25 protein-coding genes are annotated in these 25068 nt (G+C 62.2%); 11 read left to right on the forward strand and 14 right to left on the reverse strand.

Annotation, left to right across the window (positions count from 1 at the left end):
- Nucleotides 1-40: 40 nt before the first annotated feature.
- Nucleotides 41-496 (reverse strand): YaiI/YqxD family protein, encoded by a 456-nt coding sequence (locus ACMGF8_RS03685; protein ID WP_102862206.1) that lies wholly within the window; start codon nucleotides 494-496, stop codon nucleotides 41-43.
- A gap of 82 nt (nucleotides 497-578) precedes the next feature.
- A complete protein-coding gene (locus ACMGF8_RS03690; RefSeq protein ID WP_102862207.1) occupies nucleotides 579-2477 on the reverse strand; it encodes a cytochrome c/FTR1 family iron permease in 1899 nt (632 codons plus the stop codon).
- Between the two features lie 47 nt (nucleotides 2478-2524).
- Between ACMGF8_RS03690 and ACMGF8_RS03695 the strand changes: the two genes are divergently transcribed.
- The 5 genes from ACMGF8_RS03695 (at nucleotide 2525) to ACMGF8_RS03715 (ending at nucleotide 6247) form a co-directional block, all read left to right on the forward strand.
- Nucleotides 2525-2797 carry a hypothetical protein gene (locus tag ACMGF8_RS03695; protein ID WP_416758723.1) on the forward strand — a complete coding sequence of 91 codons (273 nt, stop codon included), beginning with the start codon at nucleotides 2525-2527 and terminating at the stop codon, nucleotides 2795-2797.
- A 204-nt stretch (nucleotides 2798-3001) separates the two neighbouring features.
- Nucleotides 3002-4495, forward strand: a complete 1494-nt coding sequence (locus ACMGF8_RS03700; RefSeq protein WP_305949113.1) for a COG3014 family protein — start codon at nucleotides 3002-3004, stop codon at nucleotides 4493-4495.
- Nucleotides 4496-4507: 12 nt separating this feature from the next.
- Nucleotides 4508-4879, forward strand: a complete 372-nt coding sequence (locus tag ACMGF8_RS03705) for a YcfL family protein (protein WP_060841665.1) — start codon at nucleotides 4508-4510, stop codon at nucleotides 4877-4879.
- A gap of 33 nt (nucleotides 4880-4912) precedes the next feature.
- Nucleotides 4913-5500, forward strand: a complete 588-nt coding sequence (gene lpoB / locus ACMGF8_RS03710) for a penicillin-binding protein activator LpoB (RefSeq protein ID WP_060841666.1) — start codon at nucleotides 4913-4915, stop codon at nucleotides 5498-5500.
- 3 nt (nucleotides 5501-5503) lie between these two features.
- Nucleotides 5504-6247, forward strand: coding sequence for a penicillin-binding protein activator LpoB (locus ACMGF8_RS03715; RefSeq protein WP_102881252.1), 744 nt, complete (start codon nucleotides 5504-5506; stop codon nucleotides 6245-6247).
- A gap of 58 nt (nucleotides 6248-6305) precedes the next feature.
- Here ACMGF8_RS03715 and ACMGF8_RS03720 read toward each other — a convergent pair whose 3' ends face one another.
- The 3 genes from ACMGF8_RS03720 to ACMGF8_RS03730 form a co-directional block, all read right to left on the reverse strand.
- Nucleotides 6306-6938 carry a LysE family transporter gene (locus ACMGF8_RS03720; RefSeq protein WP_102862211.1) on the reverse strand — a complete coding sequence of 211 codons (633 nt, stop codon included), beginning with the start codon at nucleotides 6936-6938 and terminating at the stop codon, nucleotides 6306-6308.
- Nucleotides 6939-7127: 189 nt separating this feature from the next.
- On the reverse strand, nucleotides 7128-7709 hold the full coding sequence (locus ACMGF8_RS03725; protein WP_305949114.1) for a mechanosensitive ion channel family protein: 582 nt from the start codon (nucleotides 7707-7709) through the stop codon (nucleotides 7128-7130).
- The gene (locus tag ACMGF8_RS03730; RefSeq protein ID WP_102862213.1) at nucleotides 7709-9619 is read right to left on the reverse strand and encodes an ATP-binding cassette domain-containing protein; all 1911 of its coding nucleotides are present in this window, start codon (nucleotides 9617-9619) and stop codon (nucleotides 7709-7711) included. The genes ACMGF8_RS03725 and ACMGF8_RS03730 overlap by 1 nt, the downstream gene beginning before the upstream one ends.
- 50 nt (nucleotides 9620-9669) lie before the next feature.
- Here ACMGF8_RS03730 and ACMGF8_RS03735 point away from each other — a divergent pair, with 50 nt between their 5' ends.
- Complete coding sequence (locus ACMGF8_RS03735) at nucleotides 9670-10134, forward strand: TIGR02444 family protein (RefSeq protein WP_102862214.1); 465 nt, start codon at nucleotides 9670-9672, stop codon at nucleotides 10132-10134.
- Here the strand turns inward: ACMGF8_RS03735 and ACMGF8_RS03740 are convergent.
- Nucleotides 10131-11234 (reverse strand): AlgP family protein, encoded by a 1104-nt coding sequence (locus ACMGF8_RS03740; RefSeq protein WP_102862215.1) that lies wholly within the window; start codon nucleotides 11232-11234, stop codon nucleotides 10131-10133. The genes ACMGF8_RS03735 and ACMGF8_RS03740 overlap by 4 nt on opposite strands.
- A gap of 193 nt (nucleotides 11235-11427) precedes the next feature.
- Here ACMGF8_RS03740 and ACMGF8_RS03745 point away from each other — a divergent pair, with 193 nt between their 5' ends.
- A complete protein-coding gene (locus tag ACMGF8_RS03745; protein ID WP_416758728.1) occupies nucleotides 11428-12093 on the forward strand; it encodes an FKBP-type peptidyl-prolyl cis-trans isomerase in 666 nt (221 codons plus the stop codon).
- Nucleotides 12094-12154: 61 nt separating this feature from the next.
- Here ACMGF8_RS03745 and rsd read toward each other — a convergent pair whose 3' ends face one another.
- From rsd to ACMGF8_RS03780, 7 genes are all read right to left on the reverse strand, one after another.
- Nucleotides 12155-12613, reverse strand: a complete 459-nt coding sequence (gene rsd / locus ACMGF8_RS03750) for a sigma D regulator (protein WP_102862217.1) — start codon at nucleotides 12611-12613, stop codon at nucleotides 12155-12157.
- Nucleotides 12614-12822: 209 nt separating this feature from the next.
- Entirely contained in the window at nucleotides 12823-13344 is a 522-nt protein-coding gene (locus ACMGF8_RS03755; RefSeq protein WP_102862218.1) for a disulfide bond formation protein B, read from the reverse strand.
- Nucleotides 13345-13510: 166 nt separating this feature from the next.
- Nucleotides 13511-14749, reverse strand: coding sequence for a heme biosynthesis protein HemY (locus ACMGF8_RS03760; protein ID WP_102862219.1), 1239 nt, complete (start codon nucleotides 14747-14749; stop codon nucleotides 13511-13513).
- Nucleotides 14746-15885: a uroporphyrinogen-III C-methyltransferase gene (locus ACMGF8_RS03765; RefSeq protein WP_170002945.1), complete on the reverse strand. Its 1140-nt coding sequence runs from the start codon at nucleotides 15883-15885 to the stop codon at nucleotides 14746-14748. Before ACMGF8_RS03765 ends, ACMGF8_RS03760 begins: the two co-directional genes overlap by 4 nt.
- A gap of 17 nt (nucleotides 15886-15902) precedes the next feature.
- The gene (locus ACMGF8_RS03770) at nucleotides 15903-16670 is read right to left on the reverse strand and encodes a uroporphyrinogen-III synthase (protein WP_207166745.1); all 768 of its coding nucleotides are present in this window, start codon (nucleotides 16668-16670) and stop codon (nucleotides 15903-15905) included.
- Entirely contained in the window at nucleotides 16667-17608 is a 942-nt protein-coding gene (gene hemC, locus ACMGF8_RS03775; protein WP_102881262.1) for a hydroxymethylbilane synthase, read from the reverse strand. The genes ACMGF8_RS03770 and hemC overlap by 4 nt, the downstream gene beginning before the upstream one ends.
- 126 nt (nucleotides 17609-17734) lie before the next feature.
- A complete protein-coding gene (locus tag ACMGF8_RS03780; RefSeq protein ID WP_102862223.1) occupies nucleotides 17735-18481 on the reverse strand; it encodes a LytR/AlgR family response regulator transcription factor in 747 nt (248 codons plus the stop codon).
- A 621-nt stretch (nucleotides 18482-19102) separates the two neighbouring features.
- Here ACMGF8_RS03780 and argH point away from each other — a divergent pair.
- On the forward strand, nucleotides 19103-20497 hold the full coding sequence (argH, locus tag ACMGF8_RS03785) for an argininosuccinate lyase (RefSeq protein ID WP_102862224.1): 1395 nt from the start codon (nucleotides 19103-19105) through the stop codon (nucleotides 20495-20497).
- A 60-nt stretch (nucleotides 20498-20557) separates the two neighbouring features.
- On the opposite strand, the gene ACMGF8_RS03790 is transcribed toward argH, so the two are convergent.
- On the reverse strand, nucleotides 20558-21205 hold the full coding sequence (locus ACMGF8_RS03790; protein ID WP_102862225.1) for a glutathione S-transferase: 648 nt from the start codon (nucleotides 21203-21205) through the stop codon (nucleotides 20558-20560).
- Nucleotides 21206-21330: 125 nt separating this feature from the next.
- Here ACMGF8_RS03790 and ACMGF8_RS03795 point away from each other — a divergent pair, with 125 nt between their 5' ends.
- The 3 genes from ACMGF8_RS03795 to ACMGF8_RS03805 all read left to right on the forward strand — a co-directional run bounded on the left by ACMGF8_RS03795 (nucleotide 21331) and on the right by ACMGF8_RS03805 (nucleotide 25068).
- On the forward strand, nucleotides 21331-21615 hold the full coding sequence (locus tag ACMGF8_RS03795) for a hypothetical protein (RefSeq protein ID WP_416758734.1): 285 nt from the start codon (nucleotides 21331-21333) through the stop codon (nucleotides 21613-21615).
- A 193-nt stretch (nucleotides 21616-21808) separates the two neighbouring features.
- Nucleotides 21809-22054 carry a TIGR02647 family protein gene (locus ACMGF8_RS03800; RefSeq protein WP_025130885.1) on the forward strand — a complete coding sequence of 82 codons (246 nt, stop codon included), beginning with the start codon at nucleotides 21809-21811 and terminating at the stop codon, nucleotides 22052-22054.
- Between the two features lie 167 nt (nucleotides 22055-22221).
- Nucleotides 22222-25068 (forward strand): class I adenylate cyclase, encoded by a 2847-nt coding sequence (locus ACMGF8_RS03805; protein WP_102862227.1) that lies wholly within the window; start codon nucleotides 22222-22224, stop codon nucleotides 25066-25068.

Here is a 25068-nt window from a genome sequence, read left to right on the forward strand (position 1 = left end):
CCCTGACACCCCGCTTCAGGAGGAGCCGCTGGTTCCTCCCTCAGGCCTGACGCGCCAGCCGGGTCAGAATCCGGTCCAGGGCATTGGCGAAGGCCTGCTTCTCCCGCTCGCCATAAGGCGCCTGTCCGCCACTGACCTGCCCCTGCTCCCGCAGATCGGTGAACAGATTACGCACCGCCAGGCGCTCCCCCATGTTCTGTGCATCGAATTCCTTGCCACGCGGGTCCAGGGCCGACACACCCTTTTTCACCAAGCAGTCGGCCAAGGGCACATCACTGCAGATCACCAGCTCACCGGGCACGGCATGCTCCACCAGATAATCGTCGGCAGCATCCGGACCGCTGGGCACCACAATCAGTTTGACGCAGGCGAAAGCCGGCTTGATCTGCGCTTGCCCGGCCACCAGCACCACCTCGAACTGGCGCTTCAAGGCAAAGCGCACCACCTGATCCTTGGCCGCCTTGGGGCAAGCGTCGGCATCGATCCAGACACGCATTGATGTTCTCCTCACAAAATGCAAAACGGGCAAGCCAGCCCCCGCAGGAGCGGGCTCGCCCGCGATCAGCGACGCTGTCGACTCAAGACGCGCGCAGTCGCTGCTTCTCACTCATGCGGCTGCGACTGTACAGCACCACGATCGCCAGGATCGCCACAGCCTGAGCCCCCAGCGAGTAGGCATCGGCATGAATGCCCAGCCAGTCGAAATCGAAGAAGGCTACTGGCCGGGTGCCGAAGATGCCCGCTTCCTGCAACGCCTTGACCCCGTGGCCGGCAAATACCACCGACAAGGCACACAGCAACGCCGCGTTGATGCCGAAGAACAGCGCCAGAGGCAGCTTGGCCGAGCCCCGCAGGATCACCCACGCCAGGCCCACCAGCAACACCAGAGCGGTGGCACCACCCGCCATGACCGCGTTATGTCCGGCTGGGCCTGCCTGCAGCCACAGGGTCTCGTAGAACAGGATCACCTCGAACAGCTCGCGGTACACCGAGAAGAACGCCAGCACGGCAAAACCGAAACGCCCGCCGCCGCCCACCAGGCTGCTCTTGATGTAATCCTGCCAGGCCGCCGCATGCCGACGATCGTGCATCCATACCCCGAGCCACAGCACCATGACACTGGCGAACAACGCCGTGGCCCCCTCCAGCAGCTCCCGCTGGGAACCGCTGACGTCGATCACATAAGCCGCCAGGGCCCAGGTGGCCAGGCCGGCCAACAGCGCCAGGCCCCAGCCGACGTTGACACTGCGCACCGCCGATTGCTGGCCGGTATTACGCAAGAACGCAAGGATCGCCGCCAGCACCAGAATGGCTTCCAGGCCTTCGCGCAGGAGGATCAGCAAACCGGAGATAAAACTCAGGGACCAGCTCAGGCTGTCGCCACCCAACAACTCGGCGGACGCCTTGAGCTTGGCCTTGGCGGCGTCCAGGCGCTGTTCGGCCTGGGCCACCGGCAATCCGTCCTGCAACGACTGCCGGTAGGCCATCAGGGCCTTCTCCGTGTCCTTGCGCACCGTGGCATCGACGTTGTCCAGGGAGCTTTCCACCAGTTCGAAACCTTCCAGGTAAGCCGCTACCGAAAGATCGTAGGCTTGCTCATGCTCGCCGTTGCGATAAGCCGCGAGACTCTTGTCCAGGGTCGAAGCGGTGTAGTCCAGCAACTGCGCCGGGCCACGCTTGACCTGAGGCGGCTGGGCCCGCTGGGCACGGAAAGTGGCCGCTGCCTGCGGCCCCTGAGCAGCCAGCACTTCAGCAGGCGTCTGCCGGGCCAGGTCGGCTAGATTGAAGCTCTGCTCGCCCTTGGCCGCCGCAGGATCGGCGCTGAACCCGGCTATGTAGGTGGCCAGGTCCCAGCGCTGCCGGTCATCCAACTGATCGGCGAAGGCCGGCATGTCGGTGCCTTCGACACCCAGCCCCAGGGTGTTGTAGACCGCGTACAGGCTCAGGCGATCAAGGCGCTCGGCATCCCGCAGATTGGCCGGCGGCGGGGTCATGCCCACACCTGCCGGACCATCGCCTGCGCCTTTCTCCCCATGGCAGACCGAGCAATGCTGGGCATACAGCGGCGCACCGCGAGCAGGGTCCGGGGTGATGACCGGCGCCTGGCTGACCTCATAGGCCACCGCCAGCTTGGCCCCCATCTGCCGCGCCAGGCGTGCCACTTGGCTGCCCTCGACGCGGTCGTCCACCGCCTTGCGCAAGTTGACGATGCCCTGCTCCAGCTCGGCTTTCTCCGGCTTGGCCGGCAGGTCGGCGATCAGCCCCTGCAGGACCCCGAGAAACTCCACCTGCTCGCGGTATTCGGACTCGTCGATGACCTTGCCGGCTTCAACCGTGGGCGGGTAGTCGGCGCCAATGTAATCCAGCAGATGCAGGGCCTTGGGCGCGCCATCGACGGTATCGGCCAGCAGGTTGAAGCTGCAGAGTGCGAGCAGCGGCAGCACCAGCAATGCCAGTAAACGGGAAGGGCCAGTCATGAACGAATCTCAAATGGAAATACGAAGTAACATATTGTTCACTCCCAATGAGTTTCACTCAAGGCTTATCCGCCTGTTGCAACACTTGCGCCGACCAGCGCCTGCCCGACACCGCCCAGGTGACCCGCCTGCGCCTGAGAAAAGGCCAACACCGACTGCCCCTGGGCAAGACCGGCGAACTGCGCTTCAAGCTGGACCAGCGCTACCAGGTCATCAGCCTGAGGCGCGTGGGCGATGAGCTGTTCGTCATCGCCCCGCGACCCTGGAAAAGAGCCCGCTGGCAGCCTGGTTCGACCACCAATGAGCAGCCGCTCACATAGTGGCAAACACCAATCAAATTGAAGTTAAAAAGCCATTACAGCGCCAGAATCCACGTTTATAATGCCGCGCCCTCGTTATAGCGAGACGGCATTTAAGCTCCTCTTTTTATGAGGAATTGGCAGCGTAGCCGCAGTTCCTGCCAATGGGTTCGTCCAGCCCGACCCGCACGCCAGGCTGTCTCATTCAGGGAAGAAGAAGTACCCATGGCATCCCGCGTCCTCACCTCGATTGCGCTCGGCGCAGTCACCCTGCTCGCAGGCTGTTCGGCCTTCCGCAGCTACGACAACGAGCTTCAGGAAACCAACCAGCAACTGCGTGCCGGCAACCTAGATGCCGCCCTGACCCTGCTGGAAAAAAACAACAAGGGTGAAGACAAGGACCTGCTCTATTACTTCGAAAAGGGCGAGTTGCTGCGGGCCAAGGGCGACCTCAATGGCAGCCAGGCCGCCTGGGGCCATGCCGATCAGGTCGTGGGCAACTGGGAAGACTCGGTCAAGCTCGACACCGACAAGTACCTGGCCCAGTTCGGCAGTTTCCTGGTCAACGACAAAGTCCGTCGCTACGAAGGCTATGACTACGAAAAGGTCATGCTGACGACCCAGATGGCCATGAACCTGCTGGCCAGCAACGACTTCGACGGCGCCCGCATGGCGATCAAGAAGACCCACGAACGCGAAGCGGTGATCGCCGAACTGCGGGACAAGGAATACCTCAAGCGCGAGGACGAAGCCGAGAAGCAAGGGGTTAAAACCGAGTACAAGGACCTCAAGGGCTATCCCGTGGAAGCCCTCGACGCTCCCGATGTGGTCAACCTGAAGAACAGCTACCAGAGTGCGTTCAGCCACTACCTGGCCGGCTTCGTCTATGAAGCCCTGGGCGAGAAGGACCTGGCGGCTCCCGGCTACCGCAAGGCTGCGGAACTGCGTCCCAACACGCCCTTGCTGGAACAGGCCCTGCTGAACCTGGACACCCCCGTGGAACCGGTGAAAGTCGAAGCCCCGGGCAAATCCTCGACCAAGTCCAAACGCAAGACGCCCGCCAAGGCTCCGGTCAAGGCTCCGGTGGTAGCGGCCCTGGCGGCCGATGAGAGCGACGTGCTGATCGTGGTGCAAAGCGGCCTGGCCCCGGCCCGGGACTCGGTGCGCATTCCCTTGCCGCTGCCAATCAACGGCAACCTGGTCATCACTCCACTGTCGTTCCCGGTGATCAAGGCCGATACCTCGACCCAGACCTTCACCCAGATCGGCATCGATGGTCAGCAGCAGAACCTGACCCTGCTCAACAGCACCACCGCCATGTCCCGCCGCGCCCTGCGTGACGACATGCCGGGGATCATCCTGCGCACCACTGTGCGTGCAGTGACCCGTGGCGTGGCGCAAAAGAACCTCAACGAGGTCAACCCCCTGGCCGGCCTGGCCGTGGGCCTGGCTTCGGCGGTGACCGAAGGGGCCGATACCCGCACCTGGCGCACCCTGCCGGACAACACCCAGGTCGCCCGCCTGCGTCTCAAGCAGGGCGAGCACAGCCTCAGCCTGCCTAACGCCCAGGGCGGCACTCAAGTGCAGGTCAAGGTTGATCAGCGCTATCAGGTGATCGCCCTGCGCGTGGTGGGCAACCAGGTGTTCAGCAGCGGCCTGGCCGCTCATGTCATCCCGAACAACGCCGGCCAGAACATGGCCAGCAACCAACGTCCTTAAGCGGAGCCCTCCATGCGCCTGAAACTCCTCGCTGTTGCCGCACTGGCCCTTCTGGCCGGTTGCGCCACCCCGCCACCTCCTGCTCCCGGCAGCGCCGCGAGCAAGGTGGTGGTGATGAACAAGTTCAACAACATCGCCATCGGCGCGATGCGGGTCGCCCGTGAAAACGGCTTCCTGACGGTCAAGGTGGCACTGAACAACACCAGCCACACCAACATGACCATGTACTACCGCTTTGTCTGGCTGGGTGACGACGGTTTCCCGGTTGCCGATGAAGAAAGCTGGAAAGTCTTCAACCTGTACGCGGCCCAGGCCACCTTCCTGCCGGCCATCGCGCCGGTGCCCAAGGCCACTGACTTCCGCCTGGAAGTCAAAACCCAATAAGCCGTTCCTGAACCCGATCAAGAGAGCACTTCCATGTTTGCACGCTTTTCCTTCCTCGCCGTGGTCGCCCTGCTGGCCAGCGGCTGCGCCAATAATTCCCCGGTCCTGGGCGGCAAGAACATCAGCTACGGCGACAGCAAGGCCGTGGAACTGGTGACCAACGAGTTCGGTTCCACCGACCTGCAGATGATCGCCGAATCCATGACCCGCTCCCTGGCCCAGTCCGGCATCCTCCAGGGCCGCCCGGTGGTGCAGGTCTACGACGTGAAGAACAAGACCAGCGAGTACATCGATACGCGCGAGATCACCACCTCGATCAAGACCCAGCTGATGAAATCCGGCACCGCCCGCTTCGCCAGCGACAACACCGCCATGCAGAGCCAGGTCGACCAGCTCAAGCTGCAGAACCAGAGCGGCCTGTACAAGAAGTCCACCGTGGCCAAGACCGGCAACATGGTCGCCGCCAAGTACCGTCTTGAGGGCTCCATCAGCTCGATCGTCAAGCGCAGCAGCGACTACAAGGACGTCTTCTACAAATTCAGCCTGCAACTGATCGACGTCGAGAGCGGTCTGGCCGAGTGGATGGACGAGAAAGAGATCCGCAAGACCACGGAGCGCTAAGCAATGCGTGCATGGATTGGCATCCTGGCCCTGGCCTGTGCGTTCAGCGCCCAGGCGGCCCCGAAAGTCGCAGTCATGGACCTGGCCTACCAGGAACGTGTGCAGGAATACATCCACGTGGTTTCGGCCCAGCAGAACTACCGCGAGGGCTACTACAGCTCCAGCGGTTCGGCCAGCTACAACGAACTGGAAGCCAGCACCAGCTACATCGAAGAAGGCGAACTGCGCAAGTTCACCGGTGATATCAAGGGCGGGATTCTCAAGTCCGGGATGTTCCAACTGGTGCAGGGTTCGCCCCACACCGACGCGTCCAAGACCAACGTCTACGACATCATCAAGCGTATCAAGGCGGGCAACTTCAAGGGTGCCGACTACGTGCTGTTCGGCACGGTGTCGGACATCGACTTCACCCAGGACATCAACGAGCTGGCCAATACCAACAGCTACTCGGCGGTGCTGGGCCTGACCCTGGTGGCGGACTTCAGCCTGATCAACACCCGCACCTTCGAGATCACCTCGGCGTTCACCGCCATGGGCGAAGGCCAGGACACCAAGCTGGTGAACAGCCGCGACATCCGTGTCTCGCTGAACCGGCCACGGGTGGTACGCGAAGTCTCCAAGGCCCTGGGCGAAGACGTTACCCGGCAGATGGCCGAGCAGCTGGGTCGCGGTGGCTACGAGCAACCGGGGCAAGCGCCGATGCGCAACAACCTGCCGCCGGACACAGCGCCGGTAATCCTGCGCTAAGCCGTACGCAAACGAAAAAGGCGACCCGTGGGGTCGCCTTTTTTTGTCTCTGGAAAACCTAGGCCGCGGCTTTGCGAATGGTCGCCAGGAAGCCCGCCGCGCCGAGGAACAAACCGGCGAAGGTACGGTTCATGCGCCGCTGCTGAACCGGGGTACGCAACAGACGCAGGACCCTGGACGCCAGCCCGGTGTAGCCGGCCATCACGATCAGGTCGACCACGATCATGGTGGCGCCGAGAATCAGGTACTGCTTGACCAGGGGCGCATGGGGGTCGATGAACTGCGGCAGTACCGCCAGCATGAACACCAGGGCCTTGGGGTTGCTGATGTTCACCAGGAAGCCGCGAAACACCAGGGCCAGGGGCTTACCAAGGGGACGGATGGCCGCGTCATCGCTGAGATCGCTGGGTAGCGCGCGCCATTGCTTGACCGCCAGGTACACCAGGTAGGCCACACCAAACCACTTGATTGCATAGAAGGCGGTGGCAGAAGCAGCAAGGATGGCGCCAACACCGGCGGCGACAATGGCAATCTGCAGGGCCAGGCCCAGTTGCAGGCCCAGGGCGTTCCAGTAGCCGCGCCAGAAACCGTATTGCAAGCCACAGGACATCGACGCAATGGCGCCGGCGCCCGGAGAAAGACTGATTACCCAACTGGCGGCAAAGAACGCCAGCCATGTTTCAAGCACCATCGCACACCTCGGATCGGATTGGTCGTGACTGCCTAAGCTAATCCTCCGACCCGCGGCTGACTATATTTTTTTCGCCCAAAGGTGATGCACGGCCCTGTAGCCGCTGCTGCAGGCTGCGATAGGTCCGCAGGACGGGGCAATAGCTGCACAGCCGTTCGCGGCCTGCGGCAGCGGCTACAGAGGAAGGGGTTACTTTTCGCCAGTTCCTACCGGCAGCACATCGCTGCCGCGCCAGCGACGCACCGAGCGCTGGAAGAACAGGCTGTTGGGCACCTGGACCATGGCGCTGCCGGTGCCGGCCTCTTCGGACTCGATCAGGGTTGTGTACAGCAGGTTGATCGCCACGACCCGGCCCTTGACGCCAGGCTTGTCGACGGTGTCCACCAACTCCACCACGTCACCCAGGCGGAAGGGGCCAACGGTGAAGATCAGGATCGCGCACAGCAGGTTGGAGAGCACACTCCACATGGCGAAGAAGGCCACCGCCGCCACGGCGACAAAGCCGGACAGGGCTGTCCACAACACCGTGGCGGAAACCCCCAGGCGCTCCAGGACGAAGATCACCGCGCTGCCCATGATCAGCCAGCGCAGACCGCCCCGCAGGGGCATCAGCAACTGCGGCGGGAACGGGTAACGCTCGCCCAGGCGGGTCAGGCCACGGGCGACAAAACGCTGGGCCAGATAGCCCGCCAGGAGAATCAGCAGGATCTGCACGCCCACCCACAACGGAGCGACCCACTGCGCCGGCAATGGCAGTTGCAACGCTTCCATCAGGACAGTGCCTCGAGTTCTGCCTGCATGCTTTCCAGCAACTCCAGGGCTTCCATCCAGGCCTCTTCCAGTTCGGACTCGCGGGTCTTGAGCTTGGCTTGCTCAGCCAACAGGTCCCGCAGCTCGTCCTTGCGCGCCGCTTCGTAAAGGCCGCTGTCACCCAGGCTGGTCTCGATCTTGGCCAGGCGCTCATGGACCTTGCCCAGTTCGGCTTCCAACTTGTCGGCCTCGCGCTTGTGCGGTGCCAACTGCTGACGCAAAGCAGCCGCGGCCTGGCGCTGGGCTTTCTTGTCGGTCTTGTCCGGGTTGACCGGCGTGTTGCTGACCGGGGCATTGCGCTGGCGGTAGTCCACCAGCCAACGGGTGTAGTCATCCAGGTCGCCGTCGAACTCCTCGACCTTGCCGTCGGCCACCAGGAAGAAGTTGTCCGTGGTGCTCTTGAGCAGATGGCGATCGTGGGAGACCACCAATACCGCGCCGCTGAACTCTTGCAGGGCCATGGTCAGGGCCAGGCGCATCTCCAGGTCCAGGTGGTTGGTGGGTTCGTCGAGCAGCAACAGGTTCGGCCGCTCCCAGGCGATCAGGGCCAGGGCCAGGCGAGCCTTTTCACCGCCGGAGAAATTCAGCACCGGCTCGTCGATCCGCGCGCCGCGGAAGTCGAAACCGCCGAGGAAGTCGCGCAGGGTCTGCTCGCGCTCGGTGGGCGCCAGCCGCTGCAGGTGCAGCAAGGGGCTGGCCTTGGAATCCAGGGAGTCAAGCTGATGCTGGGCGAAGTAGCCGACAACGGTGTTCTCGCCCCGGGTCAGGCGGCCGGACAACGGCTGCAGCTCACCGGAGAGGTTCTTGATCAGGGTCGACTTGCCGGCGCCGTTGGGGCCCAGCAGGCCGATCCGTGCGCCCGGCGTCAGTTGCAGCTTGACCTTCTCCAGCACCGCGCGCTCGCCATACCCCAGACGGGCATCAGAGAGGTCGATCAGCGGGCTGGAGATCTTCGTCGACTCGCGGAAGGTGAAGTCGAACGGCGAGTCCACATGGGCCGCCGACAGCTCTTCCATCCGTTCCAGGGCCTTGATCCGGCTCTGGGCCTGGCGAGCCTTGGTGGCCTGGGCCTTGAAGCGGGCAATGTAGCTTTCCATGTGCGCCCGTTGCGCCTGCTGCTTCTCGTAGGCCTGCTGTTGCTGGGCCAGTCGCTCGGCACGGGCCCGCTCGAAGGCGCTGTAGCCACCGCGATAGAGGGTGATCTTGCGCTGGTCGACGTGAGCCACGTGATCGACCACGGCATCGAGGAAATCCCGATCGTGGGAGATCAACAGCAAGGTGCCGGGGTAACCCTTGAGCCAGTCTTCGAGCCAGATGATGGCATCGAGGTCCAAGTGGTTGGTGGGTTCGTCGAGCAGCAAGAGGTCCGACGGGCACATCAGCGCCTGGGCCAGGTTCAGGCGCATCCGCCAGCCCCCGGAGAAATCGCCGACCTGGCGGTCCATCTGTTCGTTGGTGAAGCCCAGTCCGGCCAGCAGCTTGCGCGCCCTCGCGTCAGCGGTGTAGCCATCGGCGCTATCCAGCTCGGCATGCAGGCGCGCTTGCGCGCCACCGTCATGGGCCGCTTCGGCGGCGGCCAGTTCACGCTGCACCTGGCGCAGACGCAGGTCGCCGTCGAGCACATAGTCCACGGCCAGGCGCTCGAGGGTGTCGACCTCCTGACGCATGTGGGCAATGCGCCAATCGGCGGGCAGGAAGCAGTCACCCGAATCCGGATGCAACTCGCCGCGCAGCAAGGCGAACAGGCTGGATTTGCCGGCGCCGTTGGCACCGATCAGGCCGGCTTTCTGGCCGGCGTGCAGGGTCAGCTCGGCGTCTTCTAGCAGACGTTGCGGGCCACGCTGTAAAGTCAGGTTCTGAAGTCGAATCATAATGGCGGCGGAGTCTACCAGCTTCGCTCGCAACTGGCGCGAGTAGCACTATGTCCTCTGACCTGTGGAATTTTTCCCTGACCACTTATGCCCTTTCCGGCGTGCAGGAAGCCTGCCTGCAACTCCAGGACGAAGGGGCCAATGTCTGCCTGCTGCTCTGTGGAGCCTGGCTTGGCCAGCGTGGCGTCCGCTGCGATAGCCAGCGCCTGGAGCAGTTGAATGAGCTCGCGGCGCCCTGGCACCGGGACGTGGTTCAACCCTTGCGCGACTTGCGCATTGGCTGGCGCGATGCGGCCCGCGAAGACCTTGAGTTGAGTGCCTTGCGCGAACAGGTCAAGACCCTGGAACTGGAAGCCGAACGGCAATTGCTGTTGCGTTTGCAGGAGCGGGTACGGGAATGGCCGGAGGTTCAAGCGAAGAGCCTGGAAGACTGGCTTGAAGGATTGGCGGCCGGAGCCGCCGAACGCAACCGCGACGCGCTGCAGGTGCTGCGCGTCGCGGCGACCGGCGCTTAAGAAGCGCTGGAAGGAGTACCGGCAGTTACCGGAGCGGGAGCGGCAGGAGCTGTGCTCGCAGCCGCTGCTGGCGAGGCTGCTGGCGCGGGTGCAGCTGGCTTGGCCGCAGCAGGTGCTGGAGCCGCTGGCTTGGCTGCCGGGGTGGCGGGTTTGGCCACAGCGGGTTTGGCTGCTGCAGGCTTGGCCACCGGCTTTTTCGCAGCCGGTTTGGCGGCCGGCTTGGCTGCTGGTTTAGCAGCCGACGATGCTGCTGGCTTGGCAGCTACTGCAGGTTTGCTGGCGGGTTTGGCAGCAGGTTTGGCCGGCGCTTTTGCGGCGGCAGGTTTGGCTGCGGATTTGGCTGCTACAGGTTTAGCGGCAGCTGTTTTAGCCGCTGCGGGTTTGGCCGCAGGCTTGGCTGCTGGTTTAGCGGCAGGTTTGGCTGCTACAGATTTGGCGGCAGGTTTGGCCACTGGCTTGGCGGCGGCAGGCTTGGCTGCGGCGGCTTTGGCTGCTGGCTTGGCGGCAGCGGTCTTGGCGGCAACAGGTTTGGCAGGCGCAGGCTTGGCGGCAGGTTTAGCCGCTGCGGGTTTGCTCGCCGCGGGTTTAGCTGCGCTGGCAGACGCTTTTTTCGCCACTGGTTTGGCGGCAGATTTGGCAGGTGCTTTAGCTGCAGGCTTGGCCGCTGGTTTCTTCGCTGCGACAGCTACCGGCTTGGCATCACGAGTGCTCAATGCCTTAGCCACTGCTTCCTTCACACGACCAACGCCTTGAGCCAGTTTCAGGCTTTCCTGGGCATCGCGCTTGAGTTGCAGAATGTAGCTGCGGGTTTGTGCCTGGCGCTCTTTCAATGCGTCCAGCAAGTCTTCGAGTTCTTTCACCGCGGTCTTGGCCTTGGCTTGTGCCTTGGCCTTGCCGGCCGCCGCAGCGTCCTGCAATTTGGTGCGCGATTTGTGCAGTTTTTCCTGCGCCTTACCCCGTTGTTTTTCCAGCTTGGCGAGCAGTTTTTCAGCATCAGCCAAGGCTTGGGAACAAGCGTTTTCCAAATGTTCGAGCAGGCTGCCCGACAGCTGTTGGAGCAAATGCAACGGAGTATTTACAGGCTTCTTATTGGCCGACATGGTTTACCTCCTGGCTGACGTGAGTTGCGGCTCATACTAGACCTCTGCTGCTACCGCCGCTAGGGCATGTTGACAGTATCGAAAGCCCGGCGTTGCAGCGGATTGAAAATGTTCTTCGCCGTCATCGAAGTTGCTCACCAACCCGTGCTTTGTCGCTGGCATAATCCACCGCTACTCAGGCCGGAGAGTGCCCATGTCGCGTTACCTGTTTTTATCCCTGAGCCTGTTCTTGCCACTGGCTCAGGCTGCTGCCGAAGCGCCGCCCAATGACGCTCACGACCTTGCCTACAGCCTGGGCGCAAGCCTCGGTGAACGACTGCGTGACGAAGTGCCCGATCTGCAGATCCAGGCATTGGTCGAGGGTTTGAAAGCCGCTTATCAAGGCAAGCCACTGACCCTAAAAACCGAACGCATCGAACAGATCCTGGCTCAGCACGATGCACGGATCAGCGAGCAGTCGAGCCAGTCGAAAACTGAAGCGGCCCTGGAAAACGAACGACGTTTTCTCGACCAGGAAAAGGCCAAGCCCGGCGTGCGCCAACTGGCCGATGGCATTCTCCTGACCGAGCTGGTACCTGGCAGTGGCAACAAGGCCCGCCCCAACGGTTCAGTCCAGGTGCGCTACACCGGACGCCTGCCCGATGGCACCGTGTTCGACCAGACCCAGCAACCGCAGTGGTTTCGCCTGGACAGTGTGATCGAAGGCTGGCGCAGCGCCTTGTCGCAGATGCCCACCGGCGCCAAATGGCGACTGGTGATTCCTTCGAATCAGGCCTACGGCACCGAAGGCGCAGGCGACCTGATCGCGCCTTACACCCCCCTGGTATTCGAGATCGAACTGCTGGGCGTTGCTGACTAAGGCACAGGAACGAAAAACGGCACGCCAAGGCGTGCCGTTCCTGTATTGCTCCGCCCTGTTTTCAGGCCTGAGCCACCGCGTCCTGCTTGTGGGCGTTATGCAGCACTTCGATCAGGCAATCTTCCAGTTCGAAGCGTTCGTGCAACAGGCCGCCCAGCTCCTTGAACTTCTGCGCCACACACTGACCCGCATCACACAGGTCGTTGAACGCCAGGAGCTTTTCAGTGATCACATCAATACGCGGATAGAGGGTATCGGCCAGCTCAAGCCCGCGCTTGTCGCCAAAGGCCTTGGCCTCGCTGGTGAGCTGCTCGTAGATTTCAAAATGACCGGCGGAAACGTAGTCCACCAGAATCCCGCAGAATTCCTGCAGCGATTTCTTGCTCTCACTCAGGGCTTCGGGCTCGGCACCCAACGCATCATAGGCTCGAACCAGTTCGTGACGCTCCTGCAACCAGCGGTCGATCAGCAGATGCACTCCACCCCAGCGTTCCTGAGCATTCTGACAACTTTCGAGCATGGTGATCTCTCTTCCCTTATGGGTCATGCCGCTTGCCCGCCGCCCCCCCTTCTGGAGACTCTGGATCCGGTCAGGCGCAACAGCATCGAGCAACATAATTCCAGTGACGCGTGCGGGCCAGATTATGCCCGCTCGACAACAGCATCAAGGTACGCAGGAGATAAAGTTCATACAAGCGTTTAATCCGCGCCCTCCCACCAAACCATGACTCAGGGCAACGCTGCAGCCTTGCGACTGGCTCGAGACAGGCGCAGCAGACGGTAGCCGCTGAAGATCAGCATGATTACGAAAAACAGCAGGCTCCACTCCGGCAGACTCATGTCGAGCAGGGTCCAGGTGACCTCCGCGCAGTCCGATGTCCCCACGAAGGTCAATTGCAGTGCCTGCCACCAGGACAGGTTGCGCAGCATGAACGGCATGTCCGGCAGGCAGGCCAGGAGTTGCTCGGAAGGAATGTTCTGCAACAACACATGACGCCCGGCAGTGATCACTCCGAACAGGCCCAGTATCAGGTTGAGCGCCCAGTAGACAGCTCGTCCCATGCGCCCCGGCCCCTGCACCACAGCCAGTAGATTGACGCCAGCGAACATCATCAGCAGCAAGCGTTGCACGCCCCACAAGGTGCAGGATTCCAGGCCACCACCGGATTGCAGGTTGAACGCCGCCCACGAGGCAAAAGCCCCCACCAGGAACACCAGGGAGAACAGCAAGCGAGAGCCGGCCAGCGACATGAGATATCCGTAACGGAGAGAAACAGGCAGCCACGGTAGAGAAAGCGCTCGCTCCTTTCAAGAAGCGCTATGCCGCAGCGGATCGACAATCAACCGTGAATGAGCCATCAACCCCAAATAAAAACAGGCCGGCTGCCTGCAACCGGCAACCGGCCCTGAAGACGCTTCAGATCCGTACCGGAACCGGCAACGGTGACGCCAGCAGGCGCTCGTCGAGCATTCCCAGGCCTTCCTGGAACAGCTGGTTGCTGCGCTCGGTATCGCCCAACTGAGCCAGCAAACGAGCCAGCTCGGCACAGGCTTCAGGATTGCGCTGCAGTCGCAGGCTGCTTTCCAGGTAGTCCCGGGCCTTGCCCCACAGACTGTTCTGCAGACACAGACGGCCCAGGGTCAGTAGCAAACTCGGGTCGTCCGCATGCTCCTTCAACCAATGCTCGGCAGTCTGCAACTGGCGCGATGGATCGCTGCCGCGCACCAATCCGTAGAGCCGTACCAGGTGGCTTTCATATTTGCGCTTGAGGGCTGTGCGCAGGGCCTCTTCAGCCTCGGCTCCTGCCCCCAGCTGACGCAGTTGTTCGGCGTAGGCCAGCACCAGCTGTGGCTCCTGGCGTTGGGCCGAAGTCAGTTGCTGCCAGGCTCGATTGAGAGACTGCAGGCCTGCCACCTGATCCTCTTCGCGCCGTGCCGCCAAGGTCAGGTTCTCACCCCAGGCGCGACGCTCCAGCTCCTGCAGCTCGCTGGCCGGCAGGGCCTTGTCCTTGCGCAACTCGGGCAGCAAACGGATCAGCGCCGACCAGTCACCACGCTGTTGATGCAGGCGCTGCAACTGGCGCAGGACCTGAACGCTATGGGGATGGCGCTCATGCATCGCTTGCAGGGTGCTCAGGGCACCTTCGGTATCACCGCGGTCGGTCTGCAACTGGGCATGACTCAAGGCGACCGCCAGCTCGGCCTGGGGCTGGCGAGTCAGTGCCCGCTCCAGCAACTGGTCGCACTCCTCATAGTGGCCTTGCTCGTTGGCGGCGCGGGCCGCACCGAGGTAATACAACAGTGGTTGACGTTCGGCCTCTGCAGCACGGTGCAGGTGTTTTTGCGCGCTGGCCCAACGACCTTCGGCAAGGTCCATCTGGCCCTGCTCGATGGCGATTTGTACCCGGCGACTCCGATTGCGCCGCGACCAGGGATTGACCACACCACCAGAGACCATCACCAATTCGATCAGCAGCTTGATGCCCCAGATCACCAACCAGATCAGCGCCACCAGGGCCAGGGTTGCCCACAGGCTCGATTCGTAGCGGAAGTTGCTGTAGGCGATCAGCACGTACCCGGGATGCTCGGCAATGGCCAACCCCAACAGGCCGATGGCTGCGATGAGCAGTAGAACGATCACATAGACGCGCTTCATGGGCTCGTCTCCTGGGCGGTGTTCGCCGCAGGTTTGGCCAGAGGCTTGACTGAATCTTCAGCGTTCAGATTGCGCCGCTCGAGATAGGCCTGGACCGTGCTCAGGGTCTTGGCCAGATCCGGGGTGACAACGGTCACGGGCTGCTTGCTCAGTTCGGACAAGCGCTCAAGCATGATCTTGCTTTGCGGATTGTCCTGATTGAAGTTGCTGGTCAGTACATCACGTGCCTCGGTCAGTGCCTGGGTATAGACCGCCGCCTGACCATTCAAGGCGGCCCACTGTGCCTGCTCCAACGTCAGGCTCAGGGCCAGGCGCACCTGAGTCAGCCCCTGGCCGGCCAGCAACGGACGGATGTTCTTGTCGGCATTGAAATCGATGCGGAAATAGCGGGAGATCTGATCCCACCACTGCGCCCAGCGGCTCGCGCCGTCACCGTCGGCGGTCAGCCCCAGCAGTGACTCGCCGCGGTCCTTGTACTCCGGAGCCACGGCGCTGAGCTCAAGGACCTGATCACGCAGGGCTCCCAGTTGCAGGAACAGGCCGGTGCGATCTGGTTGCTCGGTACTGCGCAAGGCCGCCAGGCTCTTGGCCAACTGCTCGCGTGCAGCGAAAGAGCCCGGGTCGTTCTGCTCCCGCAGGATATCGTCTGCGCCCTGGACCAGTGCCTGAGCACTGCTGATGTCTTGCAGTGCAGACAGACGCAGACTGGCCAGACGCAGCAGATGCTCGGCCTCGGCCAGGCGCCAGTCCTTGCGGCTGGCGCCGAGCACGGTTTCCAAGCGCTGACTCAAGCGCTGCTGATCACCTTGCAACTGGGCCACCAGCCGCCGCCGGTCCTCCAGCTCATCGGCTGCCGGCAGTTGTTCCAGGCGTGCACTCAGGCGCTGTTCACTGAGTTTGAAACTCTGCGCCTGATCCCCCAGGGCCTGCAGCTGGCTCAGTTGCTGCTGGTTGTTGGCTTGCAGGCTGCGCACCTGCCAGATCCCCCAGCCGCCCGCGGCGACACCCGCCGCCCCCAGCAGCAGGGCCAGTATCGCCAACCCGTTGCCACGACGCTCAACGGTTGGGGTCGTGGGCTCGGCAGGTGCTTCAGGCACCGGCCGCACTTCATCTTTAGGCAAGGCTGTTTCGCTCACGTATCCATCCTTTGCGTTTAGAGAACGGGCACGGGTTGCTCCCGTAACGCCGTTAGCAAAGCCGCGGCACTGGCGCCGCGACAATCCACAACTTTTTCCGCCCCGGCGGCACGTGCCATTTCGGCGACCCGGGGACTTGGAACAAACAACGGCATCTTCGCCAACTGCGACCAGGCTGGGCCGGCCAACTGCTGCAAGTGGCTGAAACCCTGTCCACTGCTGACCACCAGGCCGTTCAAGCGTTCCCCCTGAATCCGCTCAAGCAGCGCATCCTTGGCGTAATGCGGCAGGCACCGGCGGTAGAGTTCCAGATAATCGACACTAGCACCTAGGTCACGCAAGCGCTCAGAGAGCAGCTCGCGACCGCCCTCTCCGCGGACGATCAGCACCCGTGGCTCAGGTCGCCGGATAGCCTCGCGCAATTGGGGAAGCTCAAGCAAGGCTTCGCTGTCATCACCTGTTTGAGGGTAGAAAACTTGCAGACCGGCATCCGCAAGGATCTGCCCGGTACCGGCACCGACACTGAACCAGCTTTGAGCGGGAGGCTGAGGCCAATAGGCTCGCAGCAAGCCAAGGCCAAGGTGCGCGGCAGGCTTGCTGACCACGATCAGCGCACAGTAACGATCCAGTTCCAGCAGGATCGCCCGCTGCGAATCGCTGACAGGCAAGGCTTGAATCTCCAGTAGCGGCAGGCTGCTGCTGAAGACACCGACCTCGGCCAGGGTCGCTGCCAATGCAGCACTATCCTCGCTCGGCCGGGTCAGCAGCAGGCGCCACCCGATCACTCTTCGCCCGCCTCGCCGTACACCGCGCGCAGGATGTCATCGGCGCCCTGGGCCAGCAGGTCGTCTGCCACCTTCACCCCCAGTTCAGCGGCCGACGCTCGCGGGCCACGCGCTTGCGCGCTCAACAACAGTCCACCGCTAGGCTCACCGACCAGGCCTCGCAGCCAGATCTGATCGCCTTCGAGCACCGCGTAGCAGGCAATCGGAACCTGGCAGCCACCGTTCAAATGCTTGTTCAGCGCTCGCTCGGCAGTCACCCGGCTGGCTGTGTCGGCATGATGCAGAGGCGCCAGCAACGCGTGAATTTCAGTATCGGCACTACGGCACTCGATGCCGACTGCGCCTTGGCCACCGGCGGGCAGACTCTCATCGACACTGATGGACGAACTGATGCGGTCTTCGAAGCCCAGACGGATCAGGCCGGCGGCGGCCAGGATAATGGCGTCGTACTCACCGGCATCCAACTTGGCCAGCCGAGTATTGACGTTGCCCCGCAGAAAACGAATCTGCAGGTCAGGGCGACGGGTCAGCAGTTGGGCCTGGCGGCGCAGGCTGGAGGTACCCACCACGCTGCCTTCCGGCAATTGCTCAAGGCTGGCGTAGGTATTGGAAACAAAGGCGTCACGTGGATCTTCACGCTCGCAGATGCAGAACAACCCCAGGCCTTCGGGAAAGTCCATGGGCACATCTTTCATCGAATGCACAGCGATGTCGGCCTGGTTTTCCAGCAGTGCGGTTTCCAGCTCTTTGACGAACAGGCCCTTGCCGCCGATTTTCGACAGGGGCGAGTCCAGCAGTTTGTCACCGCGACTGACCATGGGCACCAGGGTCACGACGAGGCCCGGATGGGCCTCTTGCAGACGGGCTTTGACGTATTCGGCCTGCCACAAGGCCAGTGCACTTTTGCGGGTAGCGATGCGGATTTCGCGAGAGGACATGGATCAATCCGTACTGAATAGATACGGCAGATAATAACAGCTCAGCCAAAGCAGCTTTGACTTGTATCAGAAACGCAGCGCCCTCCCGACGCCAGGCTTGCCTTTTTGTGGGCCTTGAGTCGCGTTCTAGAGCTGCTGCATCATCTTGCGTACACCCGCCACATGACGTCGGCTAACGATCAGGGCATCACCATTGAGCCCCTTGAGGTACAGCTGGAAATGTCCCAGGGGCGTACGCTGCAGTCGTTCGATCCGCTCTCGCGCCACCAGCGCATTGCGGTGAATACGCACAAAGCGCTCACCAAATTCGTCTTCCAATGCCTTCAATGGCTCATCCAGAAGCACCTCGCCGCTTTCGTGGCGCAAGGTCACATACTTGTGGTCAGCAATGAAATACACCACCTGAGCCAGAGGAATCAGCTCGATACCCTTACGGGTGCGGGCGCTGATGTGACTACGCGGGCCATTGCCGCTTTCCGCCGCCGGCCGGGTCAGGGCCGCCAACTGCACACGATTGGGCTTCTCGGCCTTTTTCAGCGCCTCCAGCAGCAGTTCTGGGCGCACGGGCTTGACCAGGTGCCCGACCCCGCTGGCATCGAAGGCCTCTAAGGCGAATTCGTCCGGGGCCGCGCAAAACACCAGCGCCGGAGGCGTCTCGCGTTCGCACAATTTTCCGGCGACCTGCAGACCGTCCAGACCCGGCATACGGACATCGAGCAAGACGATATCCGGCTTCAGGCTGTCGATCAGGCTCAGTGCCTCTTCGCCATTGGTGGCGCTGGGCTCCAGGACACTGTATCCCTCAAGCTCACTGACCATCCGGCTCAGGCGCTCGCGGGCTAGGGGTTCGTCATCAACGATCAGGACATTCATATTGCGCTGGATTCCTGCGTGAGTCTCGCACAAGGATAGCGTAGACAGGTGGAGTGACGTCCGTCACGGCGATCCACGATAAGACTAGTGCGAAGGCCAAAAAGTGCCGCAAGTCGGGCACCAATATTTACCCGGACCTGCCCGATACCGCCCAAGGTCGGTGGATGCGCGACGGCGTTGCAGGGAATGCTGGTATTCAACACAAAGCCCCCCTCGTTACTGTGGTCGGTGTCCACCCTGGCCGCACCTGCCTCGTTTCGTGGGCGGGTTGCATGGACCTGCGCGGAGTGAACTCGATGGACAGACTCACTGCGAACACGCGAGGGGTGTTACGCAATTGTGCCGGTCCTCCTGTCCAACTGTAGACGGTTGCCAAGACGATATTGCCCAATCGATAAATATCGTTTGATCGATATCACCTTCCGCACTCAAGCCCCCTGTCCTGATCCACTCCGGATTGTGCCGACCTCAGTCTCTGCGCCCTCGGGACCGGCGACAAGCCACGCAGACAGGCCCGGAGAAAAAAGCTGCCGACCAGTGCCAGCGACAGCCCAGGCAACCCTGTTATTATCGGCGCCTGTTTTTTACGCCATCTTCCTTCAGCAGATCACGAGCGAATTCATGAGCACTGACAAGACCAATCAGTCCTGGGGCGGCCGCTTCAGTGAACCCGTCGACGCCTTCGTCGCCCGCTTCACCGCCTCTGTCACTTTCGACCAGCGCCTGTATCGCCACGACATCATGGGCTCCATCGCTCATGCCACCATGCTGGCCAAGGTTGGCGTGCTCACTGACGCCGAGCGTGACAGCATCATCGACGGCCTGAAGACCATCCAGGGCGAGATCGAGGCCGGCAGCTTCGACTGGCGCGTGGACCTTGAAGACGTGCACATGAACATCGAAGCGCGCCTGACCGACCGCATCGGCATCACCGGCAAGAAGCTGCACACCGGACGCAGCCGCAATGATCAGGTGGCCACCGATATCCGCCTGTGGCTGCGGGACGAAATCGACCTGATCCTGGCCGAGATCACCCGCCTGCAAAAAGGCCTGCTGGAGCTGGCCGAGCGCGAAGCCGAAAGCATCATGCCAGGCTTCACTCACCTGCAGACCGCCCAGCCCGTGACCTTCGGGCACCACATGCTGGCCTGGTTCGAAATGCTCAGCCGCGACTACGAGCGCCTGGTGGACTGCCGCAAGCGCACCAACCGCATGCCCCTGGGCAGCGCTGCGCTGGCCGGCACCACCTACCCCATCGACCGCGAGCTGACCTGCCAACTGCTGGGCTTCGAAGCCGTGGGCGGCAACTCCCTGGACAGCGTCTCCGACCGTGACTTCGCCATCGAATTCTGCGCCGCCGCCAGCGTGGCAATGATGCACCTGTCGCGCTTCTCCGAAGAGCTGGTGCTGTGGACCAGCGCGCAGTTCCAGTTCATCGATCTGCCGGACCGCTTCTGCACCGGCAGTTCGATCATGCCGCAAAAGAAAAACCCCGACGTACCGGAGCTGGTGCGGGGCAAGAGCGGCCGAGTGTTTGGCGCACTGATGGGCCTGCTGACCCTGATGAAGGGCCAGCCCCTGGCGTACAACAAGGACAATCAGGAAGACAAGGAACCGCTGTTCGACGCCGCTGACACTCTGCGCGACTCACTGCGGGCCTTCGCCGACATGATCCCGGCCATCAAGCCCAAGCACGCCATCATGCGTGAAGCGGCCCTGCGTGGCTTCTCCACCGCTACCGACCTGGCGGACTATCTGGTGCGCCGTGGCCTGCCGTTCCGTGACTGCCACGAAATCGTCGGCCACGCCGTGAAGTACGGTGTGGAGACTGGCAAGGACCTGGCAGAAATGAGCCTGGAAGAACTGCGCAAATTCAGCGACCAGATCGAGCAGGACGTGTTTGCCGTGCTGACCCTGGAAGGTTCGGTGAATGCTCGTAATCACATCGGCGGCACCGCTCCAGCCCAGGTCCGGGCTGCCGTGGCTCGCGGCCAGGCGTTGCTGGCCAGCCGCTAAGCCCCTGCCCTTAGGGGCCGGCAACCCTTCTGCCGGTCCCTACAAGCGGGCTACCCGACGCTAGCGCCCCGATCGCCTGGCGGTAATGAGCGCAGCCTTGTCAGCGGCAATCCGCCTGGCGTTGGGCGTCTGTTCCAGGCGCTCCAACAGGGCCCTGGCCTCTGGCATATCGGCCAGAAAATCGATCCCGAACAGCTTGTCCCCAACGACCAGGGCCAGGTTCACGCTGTACTGGAAATACAGGTCCGCCACGCTCAGGCTGGTACCCGCCACATAAGGCGCGAACCGAGCATGCCGGCGCAATGCCGCAAACCCCTGCAGCAGTTCGACTCCAGCCTTTTCCTTGATGGCCTCGGGCAGCGTTGCACCGAAGAACACTTCGGGGAAACAGGCTCGGGCCGGCAGCTCGATATAGAGTTCGATCTCCTTGGCCAGTGCCAGCACCTGTGCCCTCTCGAAGGCATCTCCCGGTAGCAACGCCGGCTCGGGATGGACCTGCTCCAGGTAATCGAGAATCACGCTGGTTTCACTGATAAAGCCCTGCTCCACTTCCAGCACCGGAACCTTGCCCCGAGGACTGATGGCCAGCGCCTCGGGGCTCTGGCCGGCGTAGAACAACACCTCCTCGAAGGGCAGGCCCTTTTCCAGCAGGGCCAGTTTGACCATGTTGTAGTAGTTGCTGATGGCGAACCCATAAAGCTTGAACATCCCATAGCCTCCAGGCCGTGCAGGGGGTCGGCAGGACTTTTTATAGAAGGTTAATCCACTTCTGACCAGCAGCATCCAGCCTCTGAATACGAGTAAACTGGCGACCTTTCCTTGAGGAGCCTGCCATGAGCGAGCCAACCGATATCGACAACGACGAAGAAGAGTTCGCCGAAAACACCCTGATCGAAGCGATCGTGAACCAGATCGAAAGCGACAATCCGCCAGCAGCCAAGGCCACCTTCAATAAGCTGACTCTGGTGGGTTACGAGCGGGAAGAAATCCTCAACCTGATGGCCCACGTCCTGGCTGTCGAGATCGATGCGATCCTCGAGGAAGACCGCGCCTTCGATACCCAATGGTACGAAGCCGCGCTGCGCGCCCTGCCGGAACTGCCTCCAGAGAAGCAGTAAGCCGCTACCACCGGAGCGCTGCCCGCAGCAACGCTCCGGCACGCCACTCCCGACCTGACTACACTGCAGGCACCCTGCGGCCAAAGACCGCTGCCCCCAGGTACAAAAGTCCTCAGCGAATGCTGGACACGCCGCCGTTCTGCGGTCACCTTAAGAACGCTGACCTCTCATTCCTAGAAAGTCTGGAGTCCTTATGTCGTATACCCCTGAGTTGGTTGCCGAACTGGAAATCCTTGCACTCTTCAACCTGGACAACTCCCAGGAAGGCCTGAAAATCCATCAGACCGCCGCCCCTTCTGCCATCGCCGCCGCCCAACGCCTGTTTGACAAAGAACTGATTACCCAGCCCGATGGGGGCTACCTGACCAGCCTTGGCCGGGATGCTGCTGAACATGCTCAAGGCCTGCTGACCATCCTGAGCGTCAAAGAAACCGCCTGAACACCGTTCCTCGGCCTGCGGGGTTCCCGTCTGTCGGATTCCGTAGGCACCCTCCCGCCAATACGCTAGAAATCTGGCGTCAAAAAACAAAATCAGCTTAAGGCTCGGTCTTGTCTGACGATAAACTGCTGCCGTCCTCAAACCGCCACGTTCGAGCTCAGCTTGAAATGCCCCATACCCATGAAATCCGTCCCGATCTGGATGAAGGAATCGATCGCAAGGTTCTCAGTCAACTGCGCGCGCGTTTTCTCACCCTCAATGCCGGACGCATGGCTCGGGCAATGGAAGGGTTGTCGGCACGCCAGCAGCTGGTCCTCAACCTGCTGCCACTGTTCTTTCACGTCAATCACCCCCTGCTGCCCGGCTACGTTTCCGGCGCTACCCCCGCGGGACTGTCCAACTACGAGCCCGACCCGCAAGCCCTGGCTGAAGCCCAGCGCCTGACCCGTTCCTTTTCCTACAAGCCTCGTCATGGCAATCCACCTCGACCTATCCACGGCCTGTTTCTCATGGGCAGCCTGGGCACCCTGGCCCAGGCGGACCAGAGCGACATGGATGTCTGGGTGTGCCATGCGCCGGACCTGAGCGAAACCGAGCTGGCCGAACTGCAGAAGAAATGCCAGTTGCTGGAAGCCTGGGCCGCGGGCCAGGGCGCCGAGGCGCATTTTTTCCTGATCGACCCCAACCGCTTTGTCCGCGGTGAGCGGGATACACAGCTGAGTTCGGATGATTGCGGCACCACCCAGCACTACCTGCTGCTCGACGAGTTCTACCGCACCGCCATCTGGTTGGCCGGACGCACGCCGTTGTGGTGGCTGGTGCCGGTGTACGAGGAGTCCCGCTACGAGCGCTACATCCACACCCTGCTCTCCAAGCGCTTCGTACCCGCCGAAGAGAATCTGGACCTGGGCCACATGGCACGCATTCCGCCCGGCGAGTTCATCGGAGCCGGACTCTGGCAGCTGTTCAAGGGCATCGAGTCCCCCTACAAATCAGTACTCAAGCTGCTGCTGATCGAGGTCTACGCCAGTGAGCATCCCAGGGTCCAGTGCCTGAGCCTGCGCTTCAAGCAGGCGGTGTTCGCCAACCGCCTGGACCTGGACGAGCTCGACCCCTATATCGTGGTTTACCGACGCATCGAGGAATACCTCAAGGCCCGTGGCGAGCCCGAGCGTCTGGAACTGGTACGGCGCAGCCTGTACCTCAAGGTCAACCGCAAGCTTTCCAGCGGCAATGGCGCTCGCAGCCCGAGCTGGCAGCGGGCACTGCTTGAGCGCCTGGCCAGCGAATGGGGCTGGGATCAGCGCCAGTTGGCCCTGCTGGACAGTCGCAGCCAATGGAAAGTGCGCCAAGTCAGCAGCGAGCGCCGGGCGCTGGTCAACGAGCTCAACTACAGCTACCGCTTCCTGACCCAGTTCGCCCGCACCGAACAGGCCGCCAGCCTGATCAATAAACGCGACTTGAACGTGCTGGGCCGACGCCTGTACGCGGCATTCGAACGCAAGGCGGGGAAAATCGAGTTCATCAATCCCGGCATCGCCCCGGACCTCGCGGAAGACACCCTGACCCTGGTGCAATCGCCGAACAAGAAAGAACCAGGGCAGACTCATTGGGGCCTGTACAACGGCAATCTGACCGCCCTGGAGTGGGAGCACTTCGCGCCTATCAAGCGCAGCCGTGAATTGCTTGAGCTGCTGACCTGGTGCCATCGCAATGGGGTGATCGATAGCAGCACGCGCCTGGCCCTGCACCCTGGCAGCAGCGACCTGAGCGAGTTCGAGCTGTTCAACTTGCTTGGCAGCCTGCAACAGACGGTGGCCCTGCCACTGACCACCGTCGACGAAGAACAGCTGCTGCATGCCAGCGTACCCGGCGAAGTGCTGATCCTGGTGAACGTCGGAGTCGACCCGCTCAAGCATCACCGCGACCTGAACATTCTCATGACCACCGAGCGCACCGACTCCCTGAGCTACGCCGGGGTGCGGGAAAACCTGGTGCTGACCCTGGATCAGGTCACCCTCAATAGCTGGAACGAGGTCATGGTCGGGCGCTATGACGCTGAACATGCCTTGCTCGAATGCCTGCGGGACTACCTCAATAACCTGCCGTCCGACTCACAACCACGGTTGCGGGTCCGCTGCTTCTGCCACAACCGCGCACAGTTCATCGCTCGGCGGGTGGAGGAGCTGTTCGAAACCGCGCACCACCTCCTGCTCAGTCAGCTCAACTACCGCTACCTGATCCAGGTCCAGCAGCACTTTCACGTCCTCGAACTGGTACCCGGCCAGGTTCGGCATCGGGCCATGGCGACACCCGCCGCACTGCTTGAATACCTGGGCCAGGAGCAAGCCCGCTATAGCCCCCTGCACCTCGATCCCATGGCCCTGGAAGATCACGACCTGGCGCTGATCCTGCCCATGGGCCAGCCAGACTGCATTCAGGTGTTCTATCGGATCATCGAGCAGCACGCCGAACTCTATATCCTCGACGAGCACAACGCCCTGTGGCAGCAGACCCTGGCGTACCACGACGAACAAAGCCTGCTGGTGCCCCTGCAGCGCTTCCTGCAGTCGATCCTCTACCGCCGTGAAGCGCTACAGTCGATGGACAGTAGCCAGGGCGAGAAACCTTTGGACACACTCTACTTGCAGATACTGCCCTCAGGCACCGGTCGGGCGCGCCGGGTAGAGCCGCGACCAGCACCTGCGACCCCGGTGGACAAAGCCTTTTATGACGTGCAGGCGATCATCGGCAAGGCTGCACCTGGCCAGGTGCAAGTCTCGCTGTACTGCAATCAACGGGAGTTTTCCGAACTGGAATATGGCAACCAGCTATTCAGCGCGGTGGCCCAGGAAATCGTCGGACAGCGCCGTGAACCGGAACGCTATCGCTGCTACATCACCGACCTGGACCTGTCCGGCCTGCTCGGTGATATGCAAAGTTCGAGCATTGTGTATCTGCGCTACAAGGCCAGCCTGGAGCGCGCACTGAACGACGCGCTCGAGCAGGTCTAG

Source organism: Pseudomonas sp. BNK-7 (genome assembly GCF_048072025.1).
Taxonomy (GTDB): domain Bacteria; phylum Pseudomonadota; class Gammaproteobacteria; order Pseudomonadales; family Pseudomonadaceae; genus Aquipseudomonas; species Aquipseudomonas danubii.